16 protein-coding genes are annotated in these 19,437 nt (G+C 44.7%); 8 read left to right on the top strand and 8 right to left on the bottom strand.

The genetic code is table 11. The features are described from left to right. Positions 1-39: 39 nt before the first annotated feature. The gene (locus RCG19_RS06500) at positions 40-1,305 is read left to right on the top strand and encodes an MFS transporter (protein WP_308110145.1); all 1,266 of its coding nucleotides are present in this window, start codon (positions 40-42) and stop codon (positions 1,303-1,305) included. A 90-nt stretch (positions 1,306-1,395) separates the two neighbouring features. On the opposite strand, the gene RCG19_RS06495 is transcribed toward RCG19_RS06500, so the two are convergent. The 3 genes from RCG19_RS06495 to RCG19_RS06485 all read right to left on the bottom strand — a co-directional run bounded on the left by RCG19_RS06495 (position 1,396) and on the right by RCG19_RS06485 (position 6,270). Beyond that, entirely contained in the window at positions 1,396-2,697 is a 1,302-nt protein-coding gene (locus RCG19_RS06495; protein ID WP_308110144.1) for an NCS2 family permease, read from the bottom strand. A 668-nt stretch (positions 2,698-3,365) separates the two neighbouring features. Continuing rightward, the gene (locus tag RCG19_RS06490) at positions 3,366-4,682 is read right to left on the bottom strand and encodes an N-acetylmuramoyl-L-alanine amidase (RefSeq protein WP_308110143.1); all 1,317 of its coding nucleotides are present in this window, start codon (positions 4,680-4,682) and stop codon (positions 3,366-3,368) included. Positions 4,683-4,809: 127 nt separating this feature from the next. Continuing rightward, a complete protein-coding gene (locus RCG19_RS06485) occupies positions 4,810-6,270 on the bottom strand; it encodes a sensor domain-containing diguanylate cyclase (protein WP_308110142.1) in 1,461 nt (486 codons plus the stop codon). Positions 6,271-6,448: 178 nt separating this feature from the next. Here RCG19_RS06485 and galE point away from each other — a divergent pair, with 178 nt between their 5' ends. Beyond that, positions 6,449-7,420, top strand: coding sequence for a UDP-glucose 4-epimerase GalE (gene galE, locus RCG19_RS06480; RefSeq protein ID WP_308110141.1), 972 nt, complete (start codon positions 6,449-6,451; stop codon positions 7,418-7,420). A 141-nt stretch (positions 7,421-7,561) separates the two neighbouring features. Continuing rightward, entirely contained in the window at positions 7,562-8,815 is a 1,254-nt protein-coding gene (locus RCG19_RS06475) for a dicarboxylate/amino acid:cation symporter (protein ID WP_308110140.1), read from the top strand. Between the two features lie 106 nt (positions 8,816-8,921). Here the strand turns inward: RCG19_RS06475 and RCG19_RS06470 are convergent, their stop codons facing one another. Next, positions 8,922-11,015 (bottom strand): molybdopterin-dependent oxidoreductase, encoded by a 2,094-nt coding sequence (locus RCG19_RS06470; RefSeq protein WP_308110138.1) that lies wholly within the window; start codon positions 11,013-11,015, stop codon positions 8,922-8,924. 287 nt (positions 11,016-11,302) lie between these two features. On the opposite strand from RCG19_RS06470, the gene galU reads away from it, so the two are divergent. Then, positions 11,303-12,244, top strand: coding sequence for a UTP--glucose-1-phosphate uridylyltransferase GalU (gene galU / locus RCG19_RS06465; RefSeq protein ID WP_308110137.1), 942 nt, complete (start codon positions 11,303-11,305; stop codon positions 12,242-12,244). Positions 12,245-12,358: 114 nt separating this feature from the next. Continuing rightward, positions 12,359-12,799, top strand: coding sequence for a ferritin-like domain-containing protein (locus tag RCG19_RS06460; RefSeq protein WP_166244480.1), 441 nt, complete (start codon positions 12,359-12,361; stop codon positions 12,797-12,799). 83 nt (positions 12,800-12,882) lie between these two features. Here RCG19_RS06460 and RCG19_RS06455 read toward each other — a convergent pair whose 3' ends face one another. Next, complete coding sequence (locus tag RCG19_RS06455) at positions 12,883-13,146, bottom strand: hypothetical protein (protein ID WP_308110136.1); 264 nt, start codon at positions 13,144-13,146, stop codon at positions 12,883-12,885. 307 nt (positions 13,147-13,453) lie between these two features. Here RCG19_RS06455 and RCG19_RS06450 point away from each other — a divergent pair, with 307 nt between their 5' ends. Both RCG19_RS06450 and RCG19_RS06445 read left to right on the top strand, forming a co-directional pair. After that, a complete protein-coding gene (locus RCG19_RS06450; protein ID WP_308110135.1) occupies positions 13,454-14,068 on the top strand; it encodes a transposase in 615 nt (204 codons plus the stop codon). Then, complete coding sequence (locus RCG19_RS06445; RefSeq protein WP_308110134.1) at positions 14,053-15,549, top strand: YifB family Mg chelatase-like AAA ATPase; 1,497 nt, start codon at positions 14,053-14,055, stop codon at positions 15,547-15,549. The genes RCG19_RS06450 and RCG19_RS06445 overlap by 16 nt, the downstream gene beginning before the upstream one ends. 21 nt (positions 15,550-15,570) lie before the next feature. Here RCG19_RS06445 and zupT read toward each other — a convergent pair whose 3' ends face one another. Both zupT and RCG19_RS06435 read right to left on the bottom strand, forming a co-directional pair. Then, the gene (gene zupT, locus RCG19_RS06440; RefSeq protein ID WP_166244488.1) at positions 15,571-16,380 is read right to left on the bottom strand and encodes a zinc transporter ZupT; all 810 of its coding nucleotides are present in this window, start codon (positions 16,378-16,380) and stop codon (positions 15,571-15,573) included. A 171-nt stretch (positions 16,381-16,551) separates the two neighbouring features. Further along, on the bottom strand, positions 16,552-17,925 hold the full coding sequence (locus tag RCG19_RS06435; RefSeq protein WP_308110133.1) for a S1C family serine protease: 1,374 nt from the start codon (positions 17,923-17,925) through the stop codon (positions 16,552-16,554). A gap of 354 nt (positions 17,926-18,279) precedes the next feature. Here RCG19_RS06435 and RCG19_RS06430 point away from each other — a divergent pair, with 354 nt between their 5' ends. Beyond that, a complete protein-coding gene (locus RCG19_RS06430) occupies positions 18,280-18,666 on the top strand; it encodes an SMU1112c/YaeR family gloxylase I-like metalloprotein (RefSeq protein WP_308110131.1) in 387 nt (128 codons plus the stop codon). A gap of 62 nt (positions 18,667-18,728) precedes the next feature. On the opposite strand, the gene RCG19_RS06425 is transcribed toward RCG19_RS06430, so the two are convergent. After that, on the bottom strand, positions 18,729-19,256 hold the full coding sequence (locus RCG19_RS06425; protein WP_308110130.1) for a hypothetical protein: 528 nt from the start codon (positions 19,254-19,256) through the stop codon (positions 18,729-18,731). Between the last annotated feature and the right edge of the window lie 181 nt (positions 19,257-19,437).

Genomic DNA, 19,437 nt, shown 5'->3' with positions numbered 1-19,437 from the left:
TAATAGAAAAATGATGACAGCTAACGGGAGTAGAGAATAGTGGAAAAACAAAATAGCAAGTACAGATGGGTTGTTTTTGGCACGGTTTTGTTTGCGTATTTCTTAATTGTGAGCCAAAGAACAGCGCCAGGGTTAATTTCAGATCAATTGATGGGGGAGTTCAGCTTGACGGCCTCCACCATCGGTTTACTGACAAGTATACAATTTTTGGCCTATGCGGGTTTGCAGGTTCCGATCGGGATTTTATCCGACCGTTTTGGCCCCAATTTCTTTTTAATTGCTGGGGCGCTGCTAAATGGGCTGGGGACGCTCATTTATAGCCTGGCTCCAAATGAATTTGTACTCCTCGTAGCCCGATTTCTGGTGGGAACAGGGGATGCCGCAATTTGGGTTAACTTGGTTATTATTTTGAGTCAGTGGTTTAAAGTAAGGGAATTTGTGGGCCTCCTAGGGTTTGCGGGCGTGGCCGGGAGTTTGGGTTTCCTGCTGGCGACTGTTCCTTTTTCGGCTTGGATCGCGCATTTTGGCTGGAGGGCCCCCTTTTTAACCACAGGGATCGTGTTAGTTTTAATAGGCATTCTTTTATACTATGTGCTTGTGAGAAAACCTAAGCAGCTATTTTCGGATTCTGCCTTAAAGGGGAAGCCAAAGAAGACACAGGAAAAAACGATGGTCATCTTACAGCGGATTTTTACGAGCCGACAAGCATGGGCAGCATTCTTCTGTCACTTCGGCTTGGTCGGTACCTATGTGGGCTTTATCGGTTCATGGGCCGTTCCTTACGGGATGCATGTGTATGGAATGTCACGATCAGATGCGAGTCAGCTCATCATGATTGGTCTTTTTGGCGCTATTATTGGTGCACCGCTCATGAGCTGGATTTCAAGCCGTTTGGATACGATTAAACGTCCCTATTTGCTTGTTCATTTATTTGCGGTTTTTAGCTGGATAGGGATTCTCCTTTTCAGTGGGAAACCGCCTTACCTTATGCTTGTGCTTATATTTTTAATTATGGGTTTCGGAAATGGCGGAAGTGCGTTAACGTTTGCCGTTGTGCGGAAGTCCTTTGATATGAAAGAAGTGGGTGTCGTTTCGGGCTTTGCTAATATGGGCGGCTTCTTGAGTGCTGTCCTCCTGCCGATTATTTTTGGCAAGGTGTTAGACCAGTTTCCTCCATCTTCAAGCATCGGATACCACTACGGTTTCATTATTCCCGTTGTGTTCTCACTCATGGGGTTAATGGGCGGAATCCTGATTAGGGAGGAGCTTCAAAAGGCAAAGCAGCCGAGTGAATCACCCGCATAAAGAAAAGCTCCATCTCGATTAAATGAGATGGAGCTTTTTTTCATAAACGTTGAGGGTGGTCAAGCTTCGGGTGCCTTCCGCTATCCATTTTTAGTGCTGCAAAAATGCAAGTTGAATAAAGAATAACACGGCGAACACGTAAAGTAATGGATGCACCTCTCGCCATTTCCCTTTTGTGATTTTTAACAGTGGAAAACTGATAAAACCAAGGGCAATTCCCGTTGCAATGCTGGAGGTTAGCGGCATACTGAGGACGGTCAAGAATGCCGGGAAGGCTTCATCGAGCTCGTCCCAACGAATTTTGGCAATGCTCCCCATCATCAGACTGCCGACAATGATTAAGGCAGGTGCCGTAATCGCGGCAATTCCGGACACGGCGCTAACGAGCGGACCAAAGAAAGCCGATACGATAAATAGCACGGCAACCGTCACGGAGGTTAAACCAGTCCGGCCGCCGGCAGCAACGCCGGAAGTAGATTCAATAAAGGCTGTTGTTGGGCTTGTCCCAAACATGGCGCCGACCGCTGTCCCAAGGGAATCTGATAACAATGCCTGGCGTGCACGCGGCAATTTGTCTCCCTTCATTAATCCTGCCTGGTTCGCGACCCCAATCATCGTGCCAGTTGTGTCAAAAATGGTGACTAAAACAAAGGAAAACACTACCGCATAAAGACTGTGCTGAACGACATCTGTCAGTGCCGTGATTGGATTCGCAACAATTAGTCCTTCTGGAAGGGAAGGAAGCGCCATGATTCCTTTATCAAATGAAAGCTCGCCAGTAAAGAAGGCGATTAACCCGGTAACAATCATTCCGAAAAATAAGGCACCGTTCACTCTTAGCACCATCAAAACTAATGTGACCGCAAGCCCAACTATAGCTAAAATCGCTTCTGGGGAATGCAGGTCTCCAAGACCAACAAGATTGGATGGGTGTGCGGTGATGATTTTGGTTTGGCGCAGGCCGATAAAGGCAATAAATAACCCGATTCCTGCTGTGATTCCGTGTTTGAGGTTATCCGGGATAGCCTCGATTAATTTTTCTCTAAAGGGTGTTAACGATAAAATGACAAAAATAAGACCTGCAACGAAGACGGCAGCAAAGGCTGTTTGGTAGCTAATCCCTTGATGACCGCCAACGACGGAATAGGCAAAGTAGGCGTTCAGCCCCATGCCAGGTGCGATGGCGATTGGGTAATTGGCGAAAAGCCCCATCCATAGTGTACCGACCAAGGCGGCAATGATTGTTGCTGAAAATACTTGTTCGAAGGGAACGCCGGCATCAGCAAGAATGACCGGGTTTACGACCACGATATAGACCATGGTGAAAAAGGTGGTGATTCCTGCGAGCAGTTCCGTTTTTGTATTTGTTTGATTTTCTTTCAGTCTAAACATGATGGTTCCTCCAAAACACGAACGATTTATTATGACTTTACTATATTATTCGTTTCTAAGTGACTTTTCAATAGCTAATTTTTATTTTGCCCAATTATTGACCTACTACCCCTTTGAAAAATAGCGATTATTGTTGAACGTTCTGAAAGGAATATCGTTCGTCGGTGGGGATGAAAGACAGATGAGAGGGAAGGAAGAAGAGATGAGTCCTTCATAAGAGGGATGAAGGACTAATGTGCGGGAAGGAAGAAGAGATGAGTCCGTCATAAGCGGGATGAAGGACTAAAGGGCAGGAAGGAAGAAGAGATGAGTCCTTCATAAGCAAGATGAAGGACAAATGTGCAGGAAGGAAGAAGAGATGAGTCCTTCATAAGAGGGATGAAGGACTAATGTGCAGGAAGGAAGAAGAGATGAGTCCGTCATAAGCGGGATGAAGGACTAATGTGCAGGAAGGAAGAAGAGATCAGTCCGTCATAAGCGGGATGAAGGACTAAAGGGCAGGAAGGAAGAAGAGATGAGTCCTTCATAAGCAAGATGAAGGACAAATGTGCAGGAAGGAAGAAGAGATGAGTCCTTCATAAGAGGGATGAAGAACTAATGTGCAGGAAGGAAGAAAGAAAGGATGAGTCCTTCATCATCTTCAAAGAGGGTAATCAAAACGCCCTCCATTAAAAAGTCACATCCACCATTCTCTTATATAAATCTACTATCGATTGGCCATAGGTTGTCCCTGGCACCGCCCACTTGCCGTTTAAATCGGTCCACTTCGGGGCGGATCCCCTTTTTACTAATTGAAACCGCGGGTCAACCAATGGATATTTCGGCGGCAATGGCTCAGTCGAAGCATAGGCGAATAAATGTTGAAGGTGAGCAAGGACTCCATCTTTGGAGTCAGCAAAACTTGCACCAGGATGATCAACATTAATCGCCCCGATCCCAGCAAAGTTGTTTTGCTCAGAACGAACGACACCGGTAAAACGGAAATAATTGGTTTCATGCAATGCCTGGGCAAAAGCGATGTCCCCCCTAATTCCATAAAACTTTCCGAAGTCTTGATAATAACTTCCAAGTTCCAATGCATCAGGATTCACCGTTTTCACAAACGAGTTCATTTGTTCCGCAGATAAGCGGGTTGGCCCTAAAATAGAATCTGCAGCAGCGATGCTAGTTTCTGCAATAAGAAAAGCATCCGCAATCCCAACTTGTTTCAGAACAGCTACTTGTTTTTCAGCATTTTCACGGTTTGAGTAGGCACCAGCTTGAACACGGTACCAGGTTTTTCCAGAGATTATTGTAGGATTGACGAACGCATTGATTCCTTTCGCACCCAAGAATGCAACCCGCTCATTGGCGTTTTCCCTTGATTGGAACGATCCTGCAATCACCTTGTATAGTGTTCCAGCCACCGGATTCGTTGGTTCTGGTGGATTATTTGCTTTTCTTTTTAGATTAAAGGCGGCAGCCACCCCGTTTGCATGCCCCTGGGCTACAGCCTGAAGCCAGGAGTCTTGTTTCATTAATGCGGCATCGTGGGAATTGTCGATAAAGCCATTTTCTGATAAAAAAGCAGGCATCGCCGACTCACGTAAAACGTGGAAATTAGCCTTTTTTCGGCCTCGGTCCTTTAGCTGATTCACCTTCATGACCTCACTATGGATGATTTCCTGGTATTTCGCTGTTGTACTTGTGTTAGAGAGACCGCTATAAATATAGTCCTCATATCCTTGGGCAGAACCGCCGGCAGCGTTAATGTGAATCGCCAAAAAATAATCTGCGCCCCAACTGTTGGCCTCGTTTGTCCGCTCCTGCAGGCTTTTACTGACATCAGTCATGCGACTCATCTTTATTTCAATATCTTCATAACTGTTGGTTAAAATGGAGCGTAACTTTAGCGCTATATCTAACGTTAACTCTTTCTCGTTTAGTCCATTACCTTGGGCGCCGGGGTCTTTGCCGCCATGACCCGGATCTACATAAAGCTTCATGAATCATTCCTCCCATTCAGTTTTAATGGTTGTACACTATATTCTATGGGGAAAATTCTATTTTGCTCGCAGTCTCGCCCGCCAGACACATGGTGACAAAAAAGACCGGATTCATCGAGAATCTGGCCTACCTTCGCATTAGTTCTGATTTTTGACCTTTATAGTTGACCTTGTTCTTATACATATCTTGATCAGCCAATTCCAGCATTTCCTCTAACGTAATTGGAACATCTGGCTTATAGTGGTAATACCCATGACTAGCCGAAATCTGATAGGGCTTCTGTTTGCTGTCGTTGATAGCCTGAAATGCCAGTTTGATATGGTCCCATGCCTTCTCTGCGTCAGCGAGCTGCTTTTTTAGAAAAATAATAATAAATTCGTCACCGCCTAGGCGGAATAGGACATCCTGTGGCTCTAAGTGCAGGTTAATCGTTTCACAGCATGTTTTAATCAAATCGTCCCCAGTCGAATGTCCATAACGATCATTGACAATTTTTAAATTGTTAATATCGATATAACAAAGAATAAATTCCGTTTGACGAGGCCCTGCTGATTGCAGTTCGCGAAGCAGCTCGATGCCGCATCGGCGATTTCTGACACCGGTCAGCATATCAATCGAGGCATGCTCGAGAAGTTCTGCTTCCTTCTTTTTCAAATCGGTAATATCGGTTGTATCAATTAGCATACACGTGTCGCCCATGTATTCAACCAATTCAAAATTAAGCAGCGACCATTTCTTAAGTTCCGGGGTAATTTGTTGCTCTGTCAGGTAGTTTCTGATACTCTTTTCCGCTTCCAGCCTTTTCAAAATCTCTTGTTGTTCATCAAGGGTTCGGAACAAATATTGAATCTCGAAGGATTCCGTGCGATGCGGATCCAAATGATAGTATTCGATGGCCTGTTGATTCAAAAGCACAATCTCACCACTGGCTGATTTTGCAAGTATGAGAGGATTGGGATTGACAGTAAATAATCTGCGAAAACTTTCCTCACTTTGGTTCAGTCTTGCCTGATTTAAAAAGTCATTTTTTCGAAATGAATAGAATGCTAGGGCAATGGTGAACGAAATGACTACGGTACCGGTCGAGTTTATAAGCATTGATAAGTAGGAATAGTGATTGGGATGTATGAAGAATAAACCAATCAGGAAGCCACCGTGGACAGTGACGAACTGGATAAGTAAATTCCTTGGCCGGATGGGTAAAATAGCGGCAACCGCCAATAGAATGATGATATAAGCGTAAATGTTTCCTGTAAATAACTGACTGTTAATGGCGGAGACGGCCCCCATTAGTAAATAAAAGAGGATAAAGCCGTTCACCACTAGACTCTTGGAAACTTTCTGGTTATCTAAGCGGTAAATCATTAAAAAAATAATAGAAATCATCAGCCCTGTTATGTGCACGGAGGCTAGCCCGATTTTAAAAACGGGAGCATCGAGATTCTTAAACAAAACAAAGTCGACAATGAAGAAACAAGGGTAGGTGAAGATCAACATATAGGAAATGAGCTTCATTCTTTCATATAATTGCTCGTAGTTTGACTGATTAAATTCCTGGTTGACGGAATGGTTTCGTATGGACCTCATGTATATCATCCTTTATCCATGTATCATCCAAATCTTAGCATATTTTGGGTTGCTTGTCAGAATAGAAGTAATAGTTTGCTATTTGGGTAATATTAGTAAACACCCGGGACAAGCCGTTTTTTTTGAATAATGTTATAATGGTAGACGTGAATGAAATTCTAGCTAAGGGGAAATGACTATGATTCTCGTCGTTGGCGGAGCTGGTTACATTGGTAGCCATGTGGTAAAGGAATTAGTGGAAACAGAAGAGGTCGTCGTACTCGATAACCTTTCGACAGGGCACCGTGAGGCCGTCGATAGTCGGGCGATCTTTGTCAAAGGGGATCTCGGCAATGTGGATGATGTTCTTATGGTTTTTAGAAGCTATCCCATCAAAGCGGTGATGCACTTTGCTGCCTACAGTTTGGTCGGGGAGTCGGTTATGGATCCCTTGAAATATTATCAAAATAATGTCGCGTCTACTATTACACTATTAAAAGTTATGATGAAATTCAAGGTGAAAAAGTTTATTTTTTCCTCAACTGCGGCGACTTATGGAATCCCTGATGTTAAGTTGATTGATGAGACAAGTGCTACGACGCCGATTAATCCTTATGGGCGGTCCAAATTAATGGTGGAGCAGATTCTCGGGGATCTTGCAGCATCTGATGGGCTGAAGTATGTGGTTTTGCGGTACTTTAATGCGGCCGGGGCCCATGCATCTGCAAGGATTGGCGAAAGTCATGATCCGGAAACCCATCTTATCCCGATTGTTCTTCAACAGCTGCTAGGTAAGCGGGAAAAGATTTCTGTCTTTGGCGCGGATTACGATACACCTGATGGCACATGTATTCGTGATTACATTCATGTCACGGATTTGGCACATGCTCATATTCTTGCCCTTCAGGCGTTGGTGGCAGGCAAGAAATCAACGGAAGTCTATAATCTTGGCAATGGCCATGGCTATTCTGTTAAAGAGGTTATTGAAACATGTGAAAAAGTCACTGGCGTGAAGGCAAATGTAGAAATCGCCGACCGCCGCGCGGGTGATCCCGCAAGGCTTGTGGCTTCTGCGGATAAAATTTTCTCTGAATTAGGCTGGAAAGCGGAGCGGAATTTAGAAAAAATTATTGCTGATGCCTGGAAGTGGCATCGGAATCAGGAATATTAATATATGAAAAAAGAAATGCCCAATCTTTTCTGAGAATGGACATTTCTTTTTTTGAGTAACAAAGTCATTTACCTAACGCCTGAATTTGGGTATGATTATTTGCAGATGATGTAGAATGTTGTCGAAAGGCTGTGGGTTCATTTGAAATTATTTTTTAAAAATTATCGATTCACCTTGATTTTACTGTCTGCCATCGTGATAGGCGGGGCAGCAGGTTTGATTTTTGGAACAAAGACGGCCGTTGTGAAGCCGTTTGGCGATCTTTTTCTAAACCTCATGTTCATGATCATTGTGCCTTTAGTCTTTTTTAGCATTGCTTCAGCGATTGCTAACATGAATGGCATGAAACGGCTGGGGAAAATTATGGGCAGCATCCTTGTCGTGTTCTTGGTGACCGCTTCAGTCGCCGCTATTCTCGGATTAGTGGGTGCGTCCATTATCCATCCGATTGAAAATGCCGACATTGCCGGGATTAAAGAGGTAATGAATCATTCCTCTGTGGAAACGGATGCGGAAAAATTAACGTTTATGGACCATCTCGTTGCCACCTTCACGGTATCCGATTTTAATTTATTGCTGTCGAGAAGTAATATGCTTCAGCTCATTGTCTTCTCGTTGCTGTTTGGTATTTCGACTGCCATGGTTGGCGAAAAGGCGAAACCGGTTGCGGCCTTTTTATCGGCGGCGACAGAGGTCATGATGAAGATGGTCAAAATCGTGATGTACTATGCGCCGATCGGACTTGGCTGTTATTTTGCCGCGGTCATTGGTGAACTTGGACCGCAAATTTTAGAAGGCTATGCCCGCTCGTTTGTCCTGTATTTGATCTTGGCGGTCATTTATTACTTTGGATTTTTCACCCTGTATGCCTTCATTGCTGGCGGCAAGTCAGGCGTCAAAGTGTTTTGGAAAAATGCCATCACGCCATCTGTTACGGCGCTGGCGACTTGTTCGAGTGCGGCTTGCATTCCTGTAAACCTCGACACGGTTCGGAAGATGGGGGTGCCGAAGGATATTGCGGAAACGATTGTCCCACTTGGTGCGAACACACATAAAGATGGGTCCGTCTTTGGCGGCATCCTGAAAATCGTTTTCCTGTTTGCGTTATTTGGAAAGGATTTAACGAGCATCTCGAATATCTTAAGTATTCTCGCCGTTGCCTTTTTAGTCGGTGCCGTGATGGGCGCAATACCTGGCGGCGGAATGATTGGTGAAATGTTGATCATCAGTGTCTATGGCTTCCCGCCAGAAACCCTGCCGATCATCGCCGTTATCAGCACCATCATCGACGCACCGGCCACACTACTCAACTCAACCGGAAACACCGTCTGTGCCATGCTCGTCACCCGCCTCGTCGAAGGCAAAAACTGGCTCCGCGAAACCATTGGTGCCTGACACCAATAACACTATAAAGTGGGTAGTAAGCTAGTAAAGGGTGACAGGCACCATTTTGAAATTGATGGGAACCAGAGCTGATTGGGCTCTGGTTCCTTTTTTTACCCTATATTTTCTCGACACTTACCCGCCCTGAAAAGAAGGTTGCGCCGCCTCCCATATCTGCGATGCGATCGGGAGTAAGTGCGTTCAGTAAATGCCTTTTGCTTTGGTTGGGGTTGGCATCCCCAGACTCAGAACCGGACCTTGACCTGCCCACCGTATCTGCCCAGAGCCCCTGCGACACGACAACCCCTGGAAGGACATTATCTCCCACCGCAACTTTTAACTCGCATTCCCCGCGACTGTTCCACACGCGCACGATCTCACCTTCTTCAATTCCTGCTGCTAGCGCATCCAGGCGATTCATATGTAAGCGAGGTTCTTTTTCAAGCCCAATATGCTTCTGATTGTTAGAAAAAGTAGAGTTTAAGAAATTGTGATTCGGCCCGGGGACAAATTGATAGCCGTGATCTCCATCGTCCACCAGCGGGATATAGGTTGGCAGCGGCGGGTATCCGTCCTGTTTCATCCTCTCAGAATATAACTCTATTTTTTCACTTGGAGTCGGAAGCGTCCCTGGAAACAATGGTTTCACCTTGGCTTTCAGGTATTGCCGCTCTACTAAAGCGTCATATTTAAGTCCTTCCAAAAAGGAATTCCGCGGGTTATCAAGCGCGCCCACCATCATTTCTTCCTCTGTTTCTTTAAAGGCAGCCACATCGCCAAACCCCATTCCAATTGCCAGCAAGCGGAAGACCTCCACATTCGATTTGGATTCCTCGTACGGGGCGATGACGGGCTGTTGAATTTGCGCGTAATGATGCCAGTACGACGTGTATAAATCGGTGTTTTCGAAGGAAGATGTTGCTGGTAACACAATATCCGCGTATTTGGCCGTCTCTGTTAAAAATAAATCATGAACGACAAGGAATAAATCTTCGCGCTCAAGACCCTGTCTGACCTTATTGCTGGACGGGGCAACCAGTGCAGGATTTGAACCGTACACATAAAGGGATTTTACGGGCGGATCTAATGTTAATAATGCTTCGCCTAGTTGGTTCATATTCACCACGCGGGTATGTTTATTTTTCAAAAGATCTGGCCGTTGCAAGCTTACCGTATTTGGTTCAAGATAAGCGGAATTTCCTTTAATGGCACCGCCGCCTTTGACAAGCCATTGGCCGGTAAGGGCGGGAAGGCATGCGACGGTACGGACGAACATACCGCCATTGTCGTGATGCTGCGGGCCATTGCCTATTCGAATAAAGGAAGGGGACGTTTTGCCATACATCCTTGCCAACTTAAAAATATCTTCGACTGGAACACCGGTGATGGTAGAAACGCTGGCAGGGTCGTATTGTTGGACATGCTCGCGCAGCTCTTCATGGCCAATGGTATATTTTTGTAAAAAGTCATGATCGACCATGTTTTCTGCAAATAAGATGTGCATGATCCCGAGGGCGAGGGCGCTGTCCGTCCCTGGCAAAATCGGAATAAACCAATCGGCTAATCGGCCGGTTTGATTTTTATGAACATCGATGACAATCCATTTCGCACCGTTTTGCTTGCGCACTTTTTGCGCCAATGCCACCTGGTGCATGTTGGTGCTGGCGGCATTGATTCCCCAAAAGATGAACAGGTTGGAATGGATAGTATCTTCAGGGTCAATCCCGAGGCTGCCGCCCATTGTATATTGATACCCTGAAGATCCGGCGGAGGAACAAATGGTTCGATCTAGCCTAGTGGCGCCTAAATGATTCCAAAAACGCCGGTCCATTCCTTCGGCACTGAGTCTCCCCATGTTTCCATAAAAACTGTACGGAAGTATGCTCTCCGGACCATCTGATTCGATGAGCTTCTTCCAACGGGATGTAATGGTTTGGAGCGCTTCCTCCCAGCTAATGGGGGTGAATGTTCCTTCGCCCTTTGGACCAACTCGTTTGAGCGGATATTTCAGACGATGTTCGTCATGAATCCGTTCATTCATATTCCGCACCTTGTTACAAATATGCCCTTTCGTAACTGGATGGCGCGGGTCACCCTCCACTTTTACAATCTTTCCGTCCGCTTTATGCAGAAGCAACCCACATTGATCCGGACAATCAAGCGGGCAGACCGCATGAAAAACACCATTTGGCACATCAACAAAAGAAGGCATAGAAAATCTCCTTTCAGGTAAAAGAAGTCAACTAAATGGTGTCAGGCACCATTTGTAACAGACTGGTATTATTAAATATTGCTACTATCATAACACTAAAATGGGTGACAGGCACCGTTAAAAGACACCAATCCGCCACGAAAAGACACCACATAAATATACCCGAATCTTAGTTTTGAAAAAGGGTCTTATGGTATAATAATTGGGGTTATTAGGATATTTATGGGTAAAACTAAAAATATTGTTATACTATACATATTATAAGTGACGTAAAGGAGAGACAGACTGTGAAAAAAGTTCGCAAAGCGATAATTCCGGCTGCGGGGCTGGGGACCCGTTTTTTACCAGCAACGAAAGCAATGCCAAAAGAAATGCTGCCAATTGTAGATAAGCCAACGATTCAATATATTGTCGAAGAAGCAATTGCTTCAGGGATTGAGGATATTATTATTGTAACTGGAAAAGGGAAACGGGCGATTGAAGATCATTTTGATTTTGCCCCGGAGCTTGAGAAAAACTTACTTGAAAAGGAGAAATGGGATCTTTTAAATAAAGTGAACTATACCTCCAATCTTGCGGACATTCACTATATCCGTCAAAAGGAACCGAAGGGTTTGGGACATGCCGTTTGGTGCGCACGGAATTTTATTGGGGATGAGCCATTTGCTGTTCTTTTGGGCGATGATATTGTTCAAAGTGATACCCCTTGTTTACGACAGCTGATTGATCAGTATGAGGCGACTTTCTCCTCGATTATTGGCGTCCAGCATGTTCCTGAAAATGAAACACACCGTTACGGGATTGTCGATCCGCTTCAGCAAGAGGGCAGACGTTATCAAGTCAAAAATTTTGTTGAAAAACCGAAGCCAGGTACATCCCCTTCAAATTTAGCCATCATGGGAAGATATATATTAACCCCTGAGATCTTTATGTTCCTTGACCAGCAGGAGACAGGCGCCGGTGGTGAAATCCAGTTAACGGATGCGATTCATAAACTCAATCAGATTCAGCGCGTCTTCGCTTACAATTTCGAAGGGAAACGGTTTGACGTGGGGGAAAAAATCGGTTTTGTCAAAACAACAATCGAATTTGCCCTTCAGCAGGAAGGCATCCATGATGAGCTTCTCCAATTCCTAAAAGAACTCATCGCGGAAGACCAAAAGGGAACCGAACATCAAAAGGTAAAAACAAAGGAAAAGGTAAAGGTAAACAATACCCAAGAGGTATAAAGGGTGTCAGGCACCATTTAAAAGATCCTGATCAATTTGAAGGATCTCAGCTATTCACCCAATTCTTTCATTATTCATAAGATACATAATGATAATAATTGGGGAGGTTCCTCTATGTACCGTTTTACAAATTACCGCGATGCCTTAAATCGGCCATCCTTTCCATTGGTTCAGGATGTGGAGAAGGCCATAAACGGTGAATATAGTGCGAGTGAATGTTATGCCAGGCTGGCCAATCTGGCTCCGTCTAAGAAGGAACGGGAGCAAATTCTTGAGATTCGTCAGGATGAAATTAAACATTATCAACAGTTTGTTCAGATTTACCGGGGGTTAACAGGTGTGCCCCCTCAGCCAAAGATTACCGAGAACTGTCCGGATACCTTTTTAAAAGGATTGGAGTTTGCCCTAGAGGATGAGCAAAAAACAGTAGATTTTTATATGGAAATAGCTGATTCTGCGACAGACCCGTTCATTAAAGAAGTATTCAGAAGGGCAGCAGCAGATGAGCAAAATCACGCGGTGTGGTTTTTGTATTATTTTGCAAAGGCGAAGTAACTTTGATTGAAAGTGAAGGTGCCCCCGAATCTTAAAATCGGGGGCATTTTTAGATTGTGTACAAGGGGAATAGCTTTGAATGATTAGTCACTGCCACTGCCGTCTGAATCGCTGCCGCCAGAGGAGCTGTCGTTATCATTGGCAGAATCATTGTAACGATCACTGTAATCAACATCATTGCTGTAAGATCTCTTTTTTTCCTTGTTTAAGCTGGGAAAAATTAAGAAGGCGATAATGATTAATATGGTACCAAAGAACTCTTGTGTACCGAAAATAAGATAAATCCCGTACACAAGAAGGAGAACACCAACCAATCTTTGTATCATTCTTACACTTTTCAGAGACATTCCCCCCTAATGAAAGTAAGAAATGAAGAGATACTTTACTAATAAATATTAGGGCTACCCACCTTTTATACATTTATGATAAACTTCGAACTTGGTTATTTAGCAGGACAAAAGGGTACTAACAGGAAAGACACAGACAAAGCGCCTTGCTCTCTCCAACCAAACCATTTGAACATTTTGTTACATATTTCAATATCGCGAACTTCCATGGAAAATATTTGTATAATAGAAAAGACGGGGATGGTGCCTGACACCCATACCACCATTTCCATCGTATAAATATACTTATATTAAGGGAGTGATCGATTTGGCGCGAAGGGTTCGTTTGTGGTTTGCAGGTGCGAAGTTTCATGTGACCAGCAGGGGAATTAGAAAGAGTTCGCTGTTTTATGAGGATGAAGATTATAAGAAGTATCTGAGTTACATAGAAGAAACGAAAGATCGGTATCCCTTTCAACTTCACTCTTACTGCTTAATGACCAATCATACCCACCTCCAGCTTGAAACGTATGACACTCCACTCAGTATCATCATGAAACATCTCAATACAAAATACGCAAAATATTTTAATCAAAAGTATGATTTTTCGGGCCATGTTTTCGACAAGCGTTATGGTGCCGAAATCCTCGATTCTCGTGAATATGAGATAGATGTTAGCAAATATATTCATCTAAACCCAGTGGAAGCCAGGATGGTGACGGCGCCCGAGGAGTATCCTTGGAGCAGCTATCGTGCCTATCTCTACGGCCAAAGTGAAGAGACCTCCCTTGTTAACCCCAACCCAATCCTTTCCTATTTTCCAGAACCGTCGCAACATTATTACCAACAATATATACATTCCCTATTAACGGACAAGTTTTTTTGGAAAGATGGAAAGATCATCAAGCTCGAGGGGGAGTGGTTTCCATGTGGGCTCGAGTGACCAGCATCGGCTTAAAGGGGATGGAAGGTTATCGGGTGAATGTGGAGGTAGGAACCTATGTAGGGAATGATTCGTTTAAAATTGTCGGCCTGCCTGATGCGGCTGTGAAGGAGTCAAAGGAGCGAATTATTGCGGCCCTCAGCTCCCTGGGTTATATCTTCTCTGGAAATAAAATTATCATTAATTTATCGCCTGCGGATCAAAAGAAAATCGGTCCAATGTTTGATTTTCCGATGGCAATTGGGCTGCTGCTAAGTCTGCATGAGGTAGAGGCAGTAATCCCTGAAGATACGGGTTTTCTGGGGGCGCTTTCCCTGAACGGTTCAGTTCAGCCTGTGGAGGGGCTACTGCCAGCCGTTCTTGCGGCAAAAAGGCAAGGGATAAGGAGACTTTATATCCCTTTGGATGACCATCTCCCTATACTTGATTTTGAGGGTTTAGAAATCATTCACGTTGCTTCCTTAAAAGATGTCATCGGGCATTTTGCGGGGCAGTGGACTCCATACAATTTAAAAAAAGAAGATGAGGTAAAAGTTGAACGCAGTCCATATTTAGATTTTCAGCAAATCATCGGCCATGCCAGTGCCAAACATGCATTAGAGATAGCGGCTGCAGGAGAACATCATGTCCTGATGACCGGTCCTCCTGGTTGTGGCAAAAGCTTGCTGGCCGAGAGCTTTCCGTCTATTTTGCCGGTATTAACAAAAGAGGCGCAACTCGAGGTACTCAGCTTATATCAATTAAGTAGAAATTCCTACACTCAAAGCCTGCTGCCACCGTTTCGAAGTCCGCACCATTCGGCATCTGGAGTTGCCATTATCGGCGGTGGCCAATACCCAAAACCCGGGGAGATCTCTCTGGCTCATCGGGGTGTTTTATTTTTAGATGAAATCGGCGAGTTTCCAAGAAAAACATTAGATATGCTGCGGCAGCCGCTCGAAAATGGATTCATCACCATAAGCCGCACCCATGCCACGATTACATATCCTGCTTCGTTTGTGCTGATTGCGGCAATGAATCCTTGCCCATGCGGATATGCCGGTTCGAATGCACATTATTGTACGTGTTCACCTAAGCAGATTTTCACGTATCAAAACAGACTTTCAGGTCCGCTGAGGGATCGATTTGATATTAATCTGACGTTAAGGCCAGTGGATTTAACCGCCGCTGATGGGATGCCCCTGCAAGGGGAGCCCTCAAGTGTTGTGCGTGAAAGAGTGGGGCAGGCACGGGAGAGGCAATATAATCGCTATGGTGAAGAGATTTGTAATAGTAGAGTCCCTTTCGAAGTTCTTCTTAGCAAGACTCCTTTAACAGGCACACAACAATCAACATTGCAGCAGCAAGCCATCAAGAAAAATTGGAGCAACCGGACCCAAATCAAAATCATCCGCCTCGCCCGCACCATCTCAGATCTTCAAGGAAGCACCGTTATCACTGACCAATGCCTTAACGAGTCAATCACACTGAATACAGTGTAAAGGGTGTCAGGCACCAAGACTCTAAATAAATAACAGCAAGCTAAGTGCCATTACGGCCATTCCGCCGATCAGGCCGTAGATGGAGAGGTGAGCCTCGTCGTACCTTTTGGCTGCCGGCAGTAATTCATCGAGAGAGATGAACACCATAATTCCCGCAACCGCAGCGAAAATGATCCCGAACATGATGTCATTGAGAAACGGCATGAGGAAAAGGTAGGCTACCAATGCCCCGATTGGCTCGGATAAACCTGATAAAAAGGAAAGCTTGAAGGCTCTTTTCTTATCACCTGTTGCAAAATAAACAGGGACAGAAACGGCAATTCCTTCTGGAATATTGTGAATGGCAATGGCTACAGCAATGGCAATGCCGAGCGCAGGATCTTGGAGTGCTGACGTGAAGGTGGCGATCCCCTCAGGAAAATTATGAATACCGATAGCAAGTGCCGTGAAGGTTCCCATTTTTAATAAATCAGGCTGGCTGCCTTTACTGTCTTTACCTTGCATGTCCTCCACCGTTTTCAGTTCATGTGGATTACTCTGCTTCGGTATAAATTTATCTATGCCGGCAATCAATAGCATGCCGCCAAAGAATCCGCCAACCGTCAGCCAGTTTCCAGGGCCAACTCCTAAGGCATCAACAAGTGCTATTTTTGCCTTGGCGAAAATTTCAATCATGGATACATAAATCATCACCCCTGCAGAGAACCCAAGCGTTACCGATAAAAATTTTGTGTTGGTGTGTGAGGTGAAAAAGGCAAGAACACTGCCTATTCCAGTCGCAAGGCCTGCAAATAATGTTAATCCAAATGCTAATAACAGATTTTCAGTCACCTTCGTTTCGCTCCTTTATAGAAGGTTCACGTTATCTTGACGAGAACAGATATGGACCTTTTAGTTTTAATTATACTGTATATGCACGAACCCAGAAATGTTTCCAATGAGAAAAACGTGCACAAATAAAGGGATACAGCGCAAAACTGCATCCCAGTAGTGGAAAGGGTGTCAGGCACCATTTCCACTATCGTCGTCGTCTTTTTTCTGCCGTTTCTGGTGTTCTTGGAGGGCGAGGAGGATGTCTTGAACGTCGATTTTGCGATCTTTGTGTAGGTCAGCCAAGGTGTTTTCCGGTCCGGCTGATGGAACGCCAGTGACAGCAACCGCTGGGCTTTTCGGTCTAAAGGCAAAGGTGAACACCATCAGTACAAGAATGAGTAATCCGGAAACACCATCGATGATATAGAAGGTGGTAGAATAATCGGACCATAACGTCTTACTGCTGCTCATCTTTTTTTCCGAGTTCGCGATATAGTGTTTGATCTCAGAATGGTTGGGATAGATGCGCTGAACCGCCTCAAACTTTTCCAACGCATGTTTATAGTAACCACCCCAATACAATTCGAGTCCATCTTGGAAAAGCTTATCGGTTTCACTTTTGAATTCCCTGACACCGGCTTGGTTCACAAATTCTTTTGCTGTATTAACCGGTACAGAAAAATTAAAGCCTTGAACCTCTTGGCCATTCACTGTGTCGCCTCTAAAGGTGAGTAAACCAATAATCTGTCCTTTTTCATTGATAACTGGACCACCGCTGTTCCCATGTGTGGCAGCCGCATTAATCTGAATGACTGGGCTTCCCTGTTCTGTCCTTTTCGATGTAGCCGAGATTTGCCCTGCAGTCATTGAAGAAACGAAGGATGAATCCGTGGATAACAGGTCAGAATCGGCTGCAGCAGGGTAGCCGCTCACCCAAACATTATCCTGGTTCTGGATTTCATCGGAATTGCCAAGCGGTAAGGTAGGCAGGTTATTCCCTTCAATTTTTAAAACAGCGACGTCCTTACCCTCATTAATAGGAGCTCCATAGCTTTTCACTTCGCCATCAAGGACATCCCCGCCCGGTAAAACAACCTTTAATACTTTTTTTATCTCCGTATATTTTGTATACGTAAGCATGTATTGGTACGCTGTTTCGTAGTCAACATTAAATTGGTCTGCCAGAATTCCAACCAGTTGTTCAAACGCCGCATTGGCAATATCTTCATCCTTCATTTGCGTCGCTTCGACCACATGGGCGTTTGTAACGACATAACCATCGGAGCTAATGATCGCACCAGACCCGGAACCACCGACAACTGATTGGTACTTTAATTGATCCAATATCGCCATAACTTCAGGATCGTTAGGGTTGTTAAACTGCCACCCGACAACAGCGTAATCAACGATTCGAACAACTGCCGGCTTCGTGTATTCTGCCAGTTTTTGTGCTTGCGCTATTTTTCCTTCAGCGGGCTTGATATTGAGTAAGAAGAAGGTAGTTACAATCACCGCAATAAGCACCAAGCATAATGGAATGGTAAAAAGAGCTCTTTTCTTCAAACGTACATTCACCTCTTGGATTGGTTATTTCAATGCACCCTGCAATATATTCCGAGGCGAAGGAAAGGCAATTTGTACTAATTTTGAATATTCAGATAATCAGGGGGCGAAACTAGAAAATGTGAACTTTTTGTAAAGTGAAGTGGCTGTTCTTGAAGTTAATTTGGAAGGGTAAATATATATTGTGGTTCTTTAATGAATCATTGAAAAATACGATCACATTACAACAACAAATTGTGATATCGTAAGTTTACAGGCTTTACTCATTGGGATGTGTTTTGTCTCTGATTTATTTAGTATCGCCTTTGTTTAAAAGTGGGATAATGTTTATTTTTATTTAAGGGAAGTGTTCACATGAAATTAAAAAGGATCCACCATATCGCTGTTATTTGTTCAGATTATCAAAAATCAAAGGATTTTTATGTGCGGGTTCTTGGTTTGACACCTGTACAGGAGGTCTTCCGAAAGGAAAGGAACTCGTATAAACTTGATTTGGCAGTGGATGGGCTTTATCAAATTGAGTTGTTTTCGTTCCCGGACCCACCGGTACGGCCAAGCTATCCGGAAGCTGCTGGGTTAAGACACATTGCCTTTGAGGTGGAAAATATGGAAGAAGCTGTACGTGATTTAACAAGGCACGATGTTACCGTCGAAGAAATCCGGATAGATTCCTTAACAGGCAAAAAGTTTACCTTCTTTGCCGACCCAGATGGGCTTCCGATCGAACTGTACGAGCGGTGATAAGTGGAATGGAAGGACCAAAAGCAGGTTATCAATTTGATAGCCTGCTTTTTATAGTAAACCTATCTAGGGATACCGTATTCAGCGGGTGACCAGGTTCCAAATCCCCCGACAGGTGGATAGGCCCCGGATCCATAAATATTTGGACCCATCCCTGGATAACCGGAAGGGGAAGCAACAGGGTATCCATACCCTGCACCCGGTCCATACCCGTAAGGCCCCGGACTAGGTGGATAGCCACCATAACCAGGATATCCTCCAAGACCTCCATATCCTGCTGGGACGGTTCCGTGTACGAGCCCAGACCCTAAATACCCTAACCCCAGCCCGAGCATGCCGGCACCCAACGCCCCCAGACCCGAATGTGCAGCGTGTTGATCGCCTGGGTGTTGATGCCCCCCGTGATGATGATGATTCTCATGGTGATGATACGGAACCTCGTGATGTGATGGCCCTCCGTGGTGGTGCTGTCCGTGCTGTCCGTGCTGTCCCCCGTGGTGGTGTTGATTTCCCTGATGATAATGTCCGCCAGTGTGGTGTTGGTTTCCTCCGTGATGGTGCTCAACAGGCATTCTATAAGGATAATACATGTAAAACTCCTCTCTCCTCTTTATTACTCTAGTTTTCTTAAATACCTTTATTAGCCTATGAAATACATTGAATTCCTCTTGGGCGTAGACCATAATTCGAATAAAAATACGTCTTAAGTCTTAGATTTCTTTCCGTTTGTGGTCTATGGCAGGCAGGAGTTTTTTCGTGTATTGTGGAAGT

Source organism: Neobacillus sp. OS1-2, assembly GCF_030915505.1.
Classification (GTDB): domain Bacteria; phylum Bacillota; class Bacilli; order Bacillales; family Cytobacillaceae; genus Neobacillus.
This window is presented reverse-complemented; position numbering and strand designations above follow the sequence as displayed.

Bases quoted from the DNA above. Each gene is read 5' to 3' on its own strand.
- RCG19_RS06495 (WP_308110144.1), bottom strand. From the start codon at position 2,697: ATGTTTAGACTGAAAGAAAATCAAACAAATACAAAAACGGAACTGCTC.
- RCG19_RS06490 (WP_308110143.1), bottom strand. From the start codon at position 4,682: ATGAAGCTTTATGTAGATCCGGGTCATGGCGGCAAAGACCCCGGCGCC.
- RCG19_RS06485 (WP_308110142.1), bottom strand. From the start codon at position 6,270: ATGAGGTCCATACGAAACCATTCCGTCAACCAGGAATTTAATCAGTCA.
- galE (WP_308110141.1), top strand. From the start codon at position 6,449: ATGATTCTCGTCGTTGGCGGAGCTGGTTACATTGGTAGCCATGTGGTA.
- RCG19_RS06470 (WP_308110138.1), bottom strand. From the start codon at position 11,015: ATGCCTTCTTTTGTTGATGTGCCAAATGGTGTTTTTCATGCGGTCTGC.
- RCG19_RS06460 (WP_166244480.1), top strand. From the start codon at position 12,359: ATGTACCGTTTTACAAATTACCGCGATGCCTTAAATCGGCCATCCTTT.
- RCG19_RS06455 (WP_308110136.1), bottom strand. From the start codon at position 13,146: ATGTCTCTGAAAAGTGTAAGAATGATACAAAGATTGGTTGGTGTTCTC.
- RCG19_RS06445 (WP_308110134.1), top strand. From the start codon at position 14,053: ATGTGGGCTCGAGTGACCAGCATCGGCTTAAAGGGGATGGAAGGTTAT.
- RCG19_RS06430 (WP_308110131.1), top strand. From the start codon at position 18,280: ATGAAATTAAAAAGGATCCACCATATCGCTGTTATTTGTTCAGATTAT.
- RCG19_RS06425 (WP_308110130.1), bottom strand. From the start codon at position 19,256: ATGTATTATCCTTATAGAATGCCTGTTGAGCACCATCACGGAGGAAAC.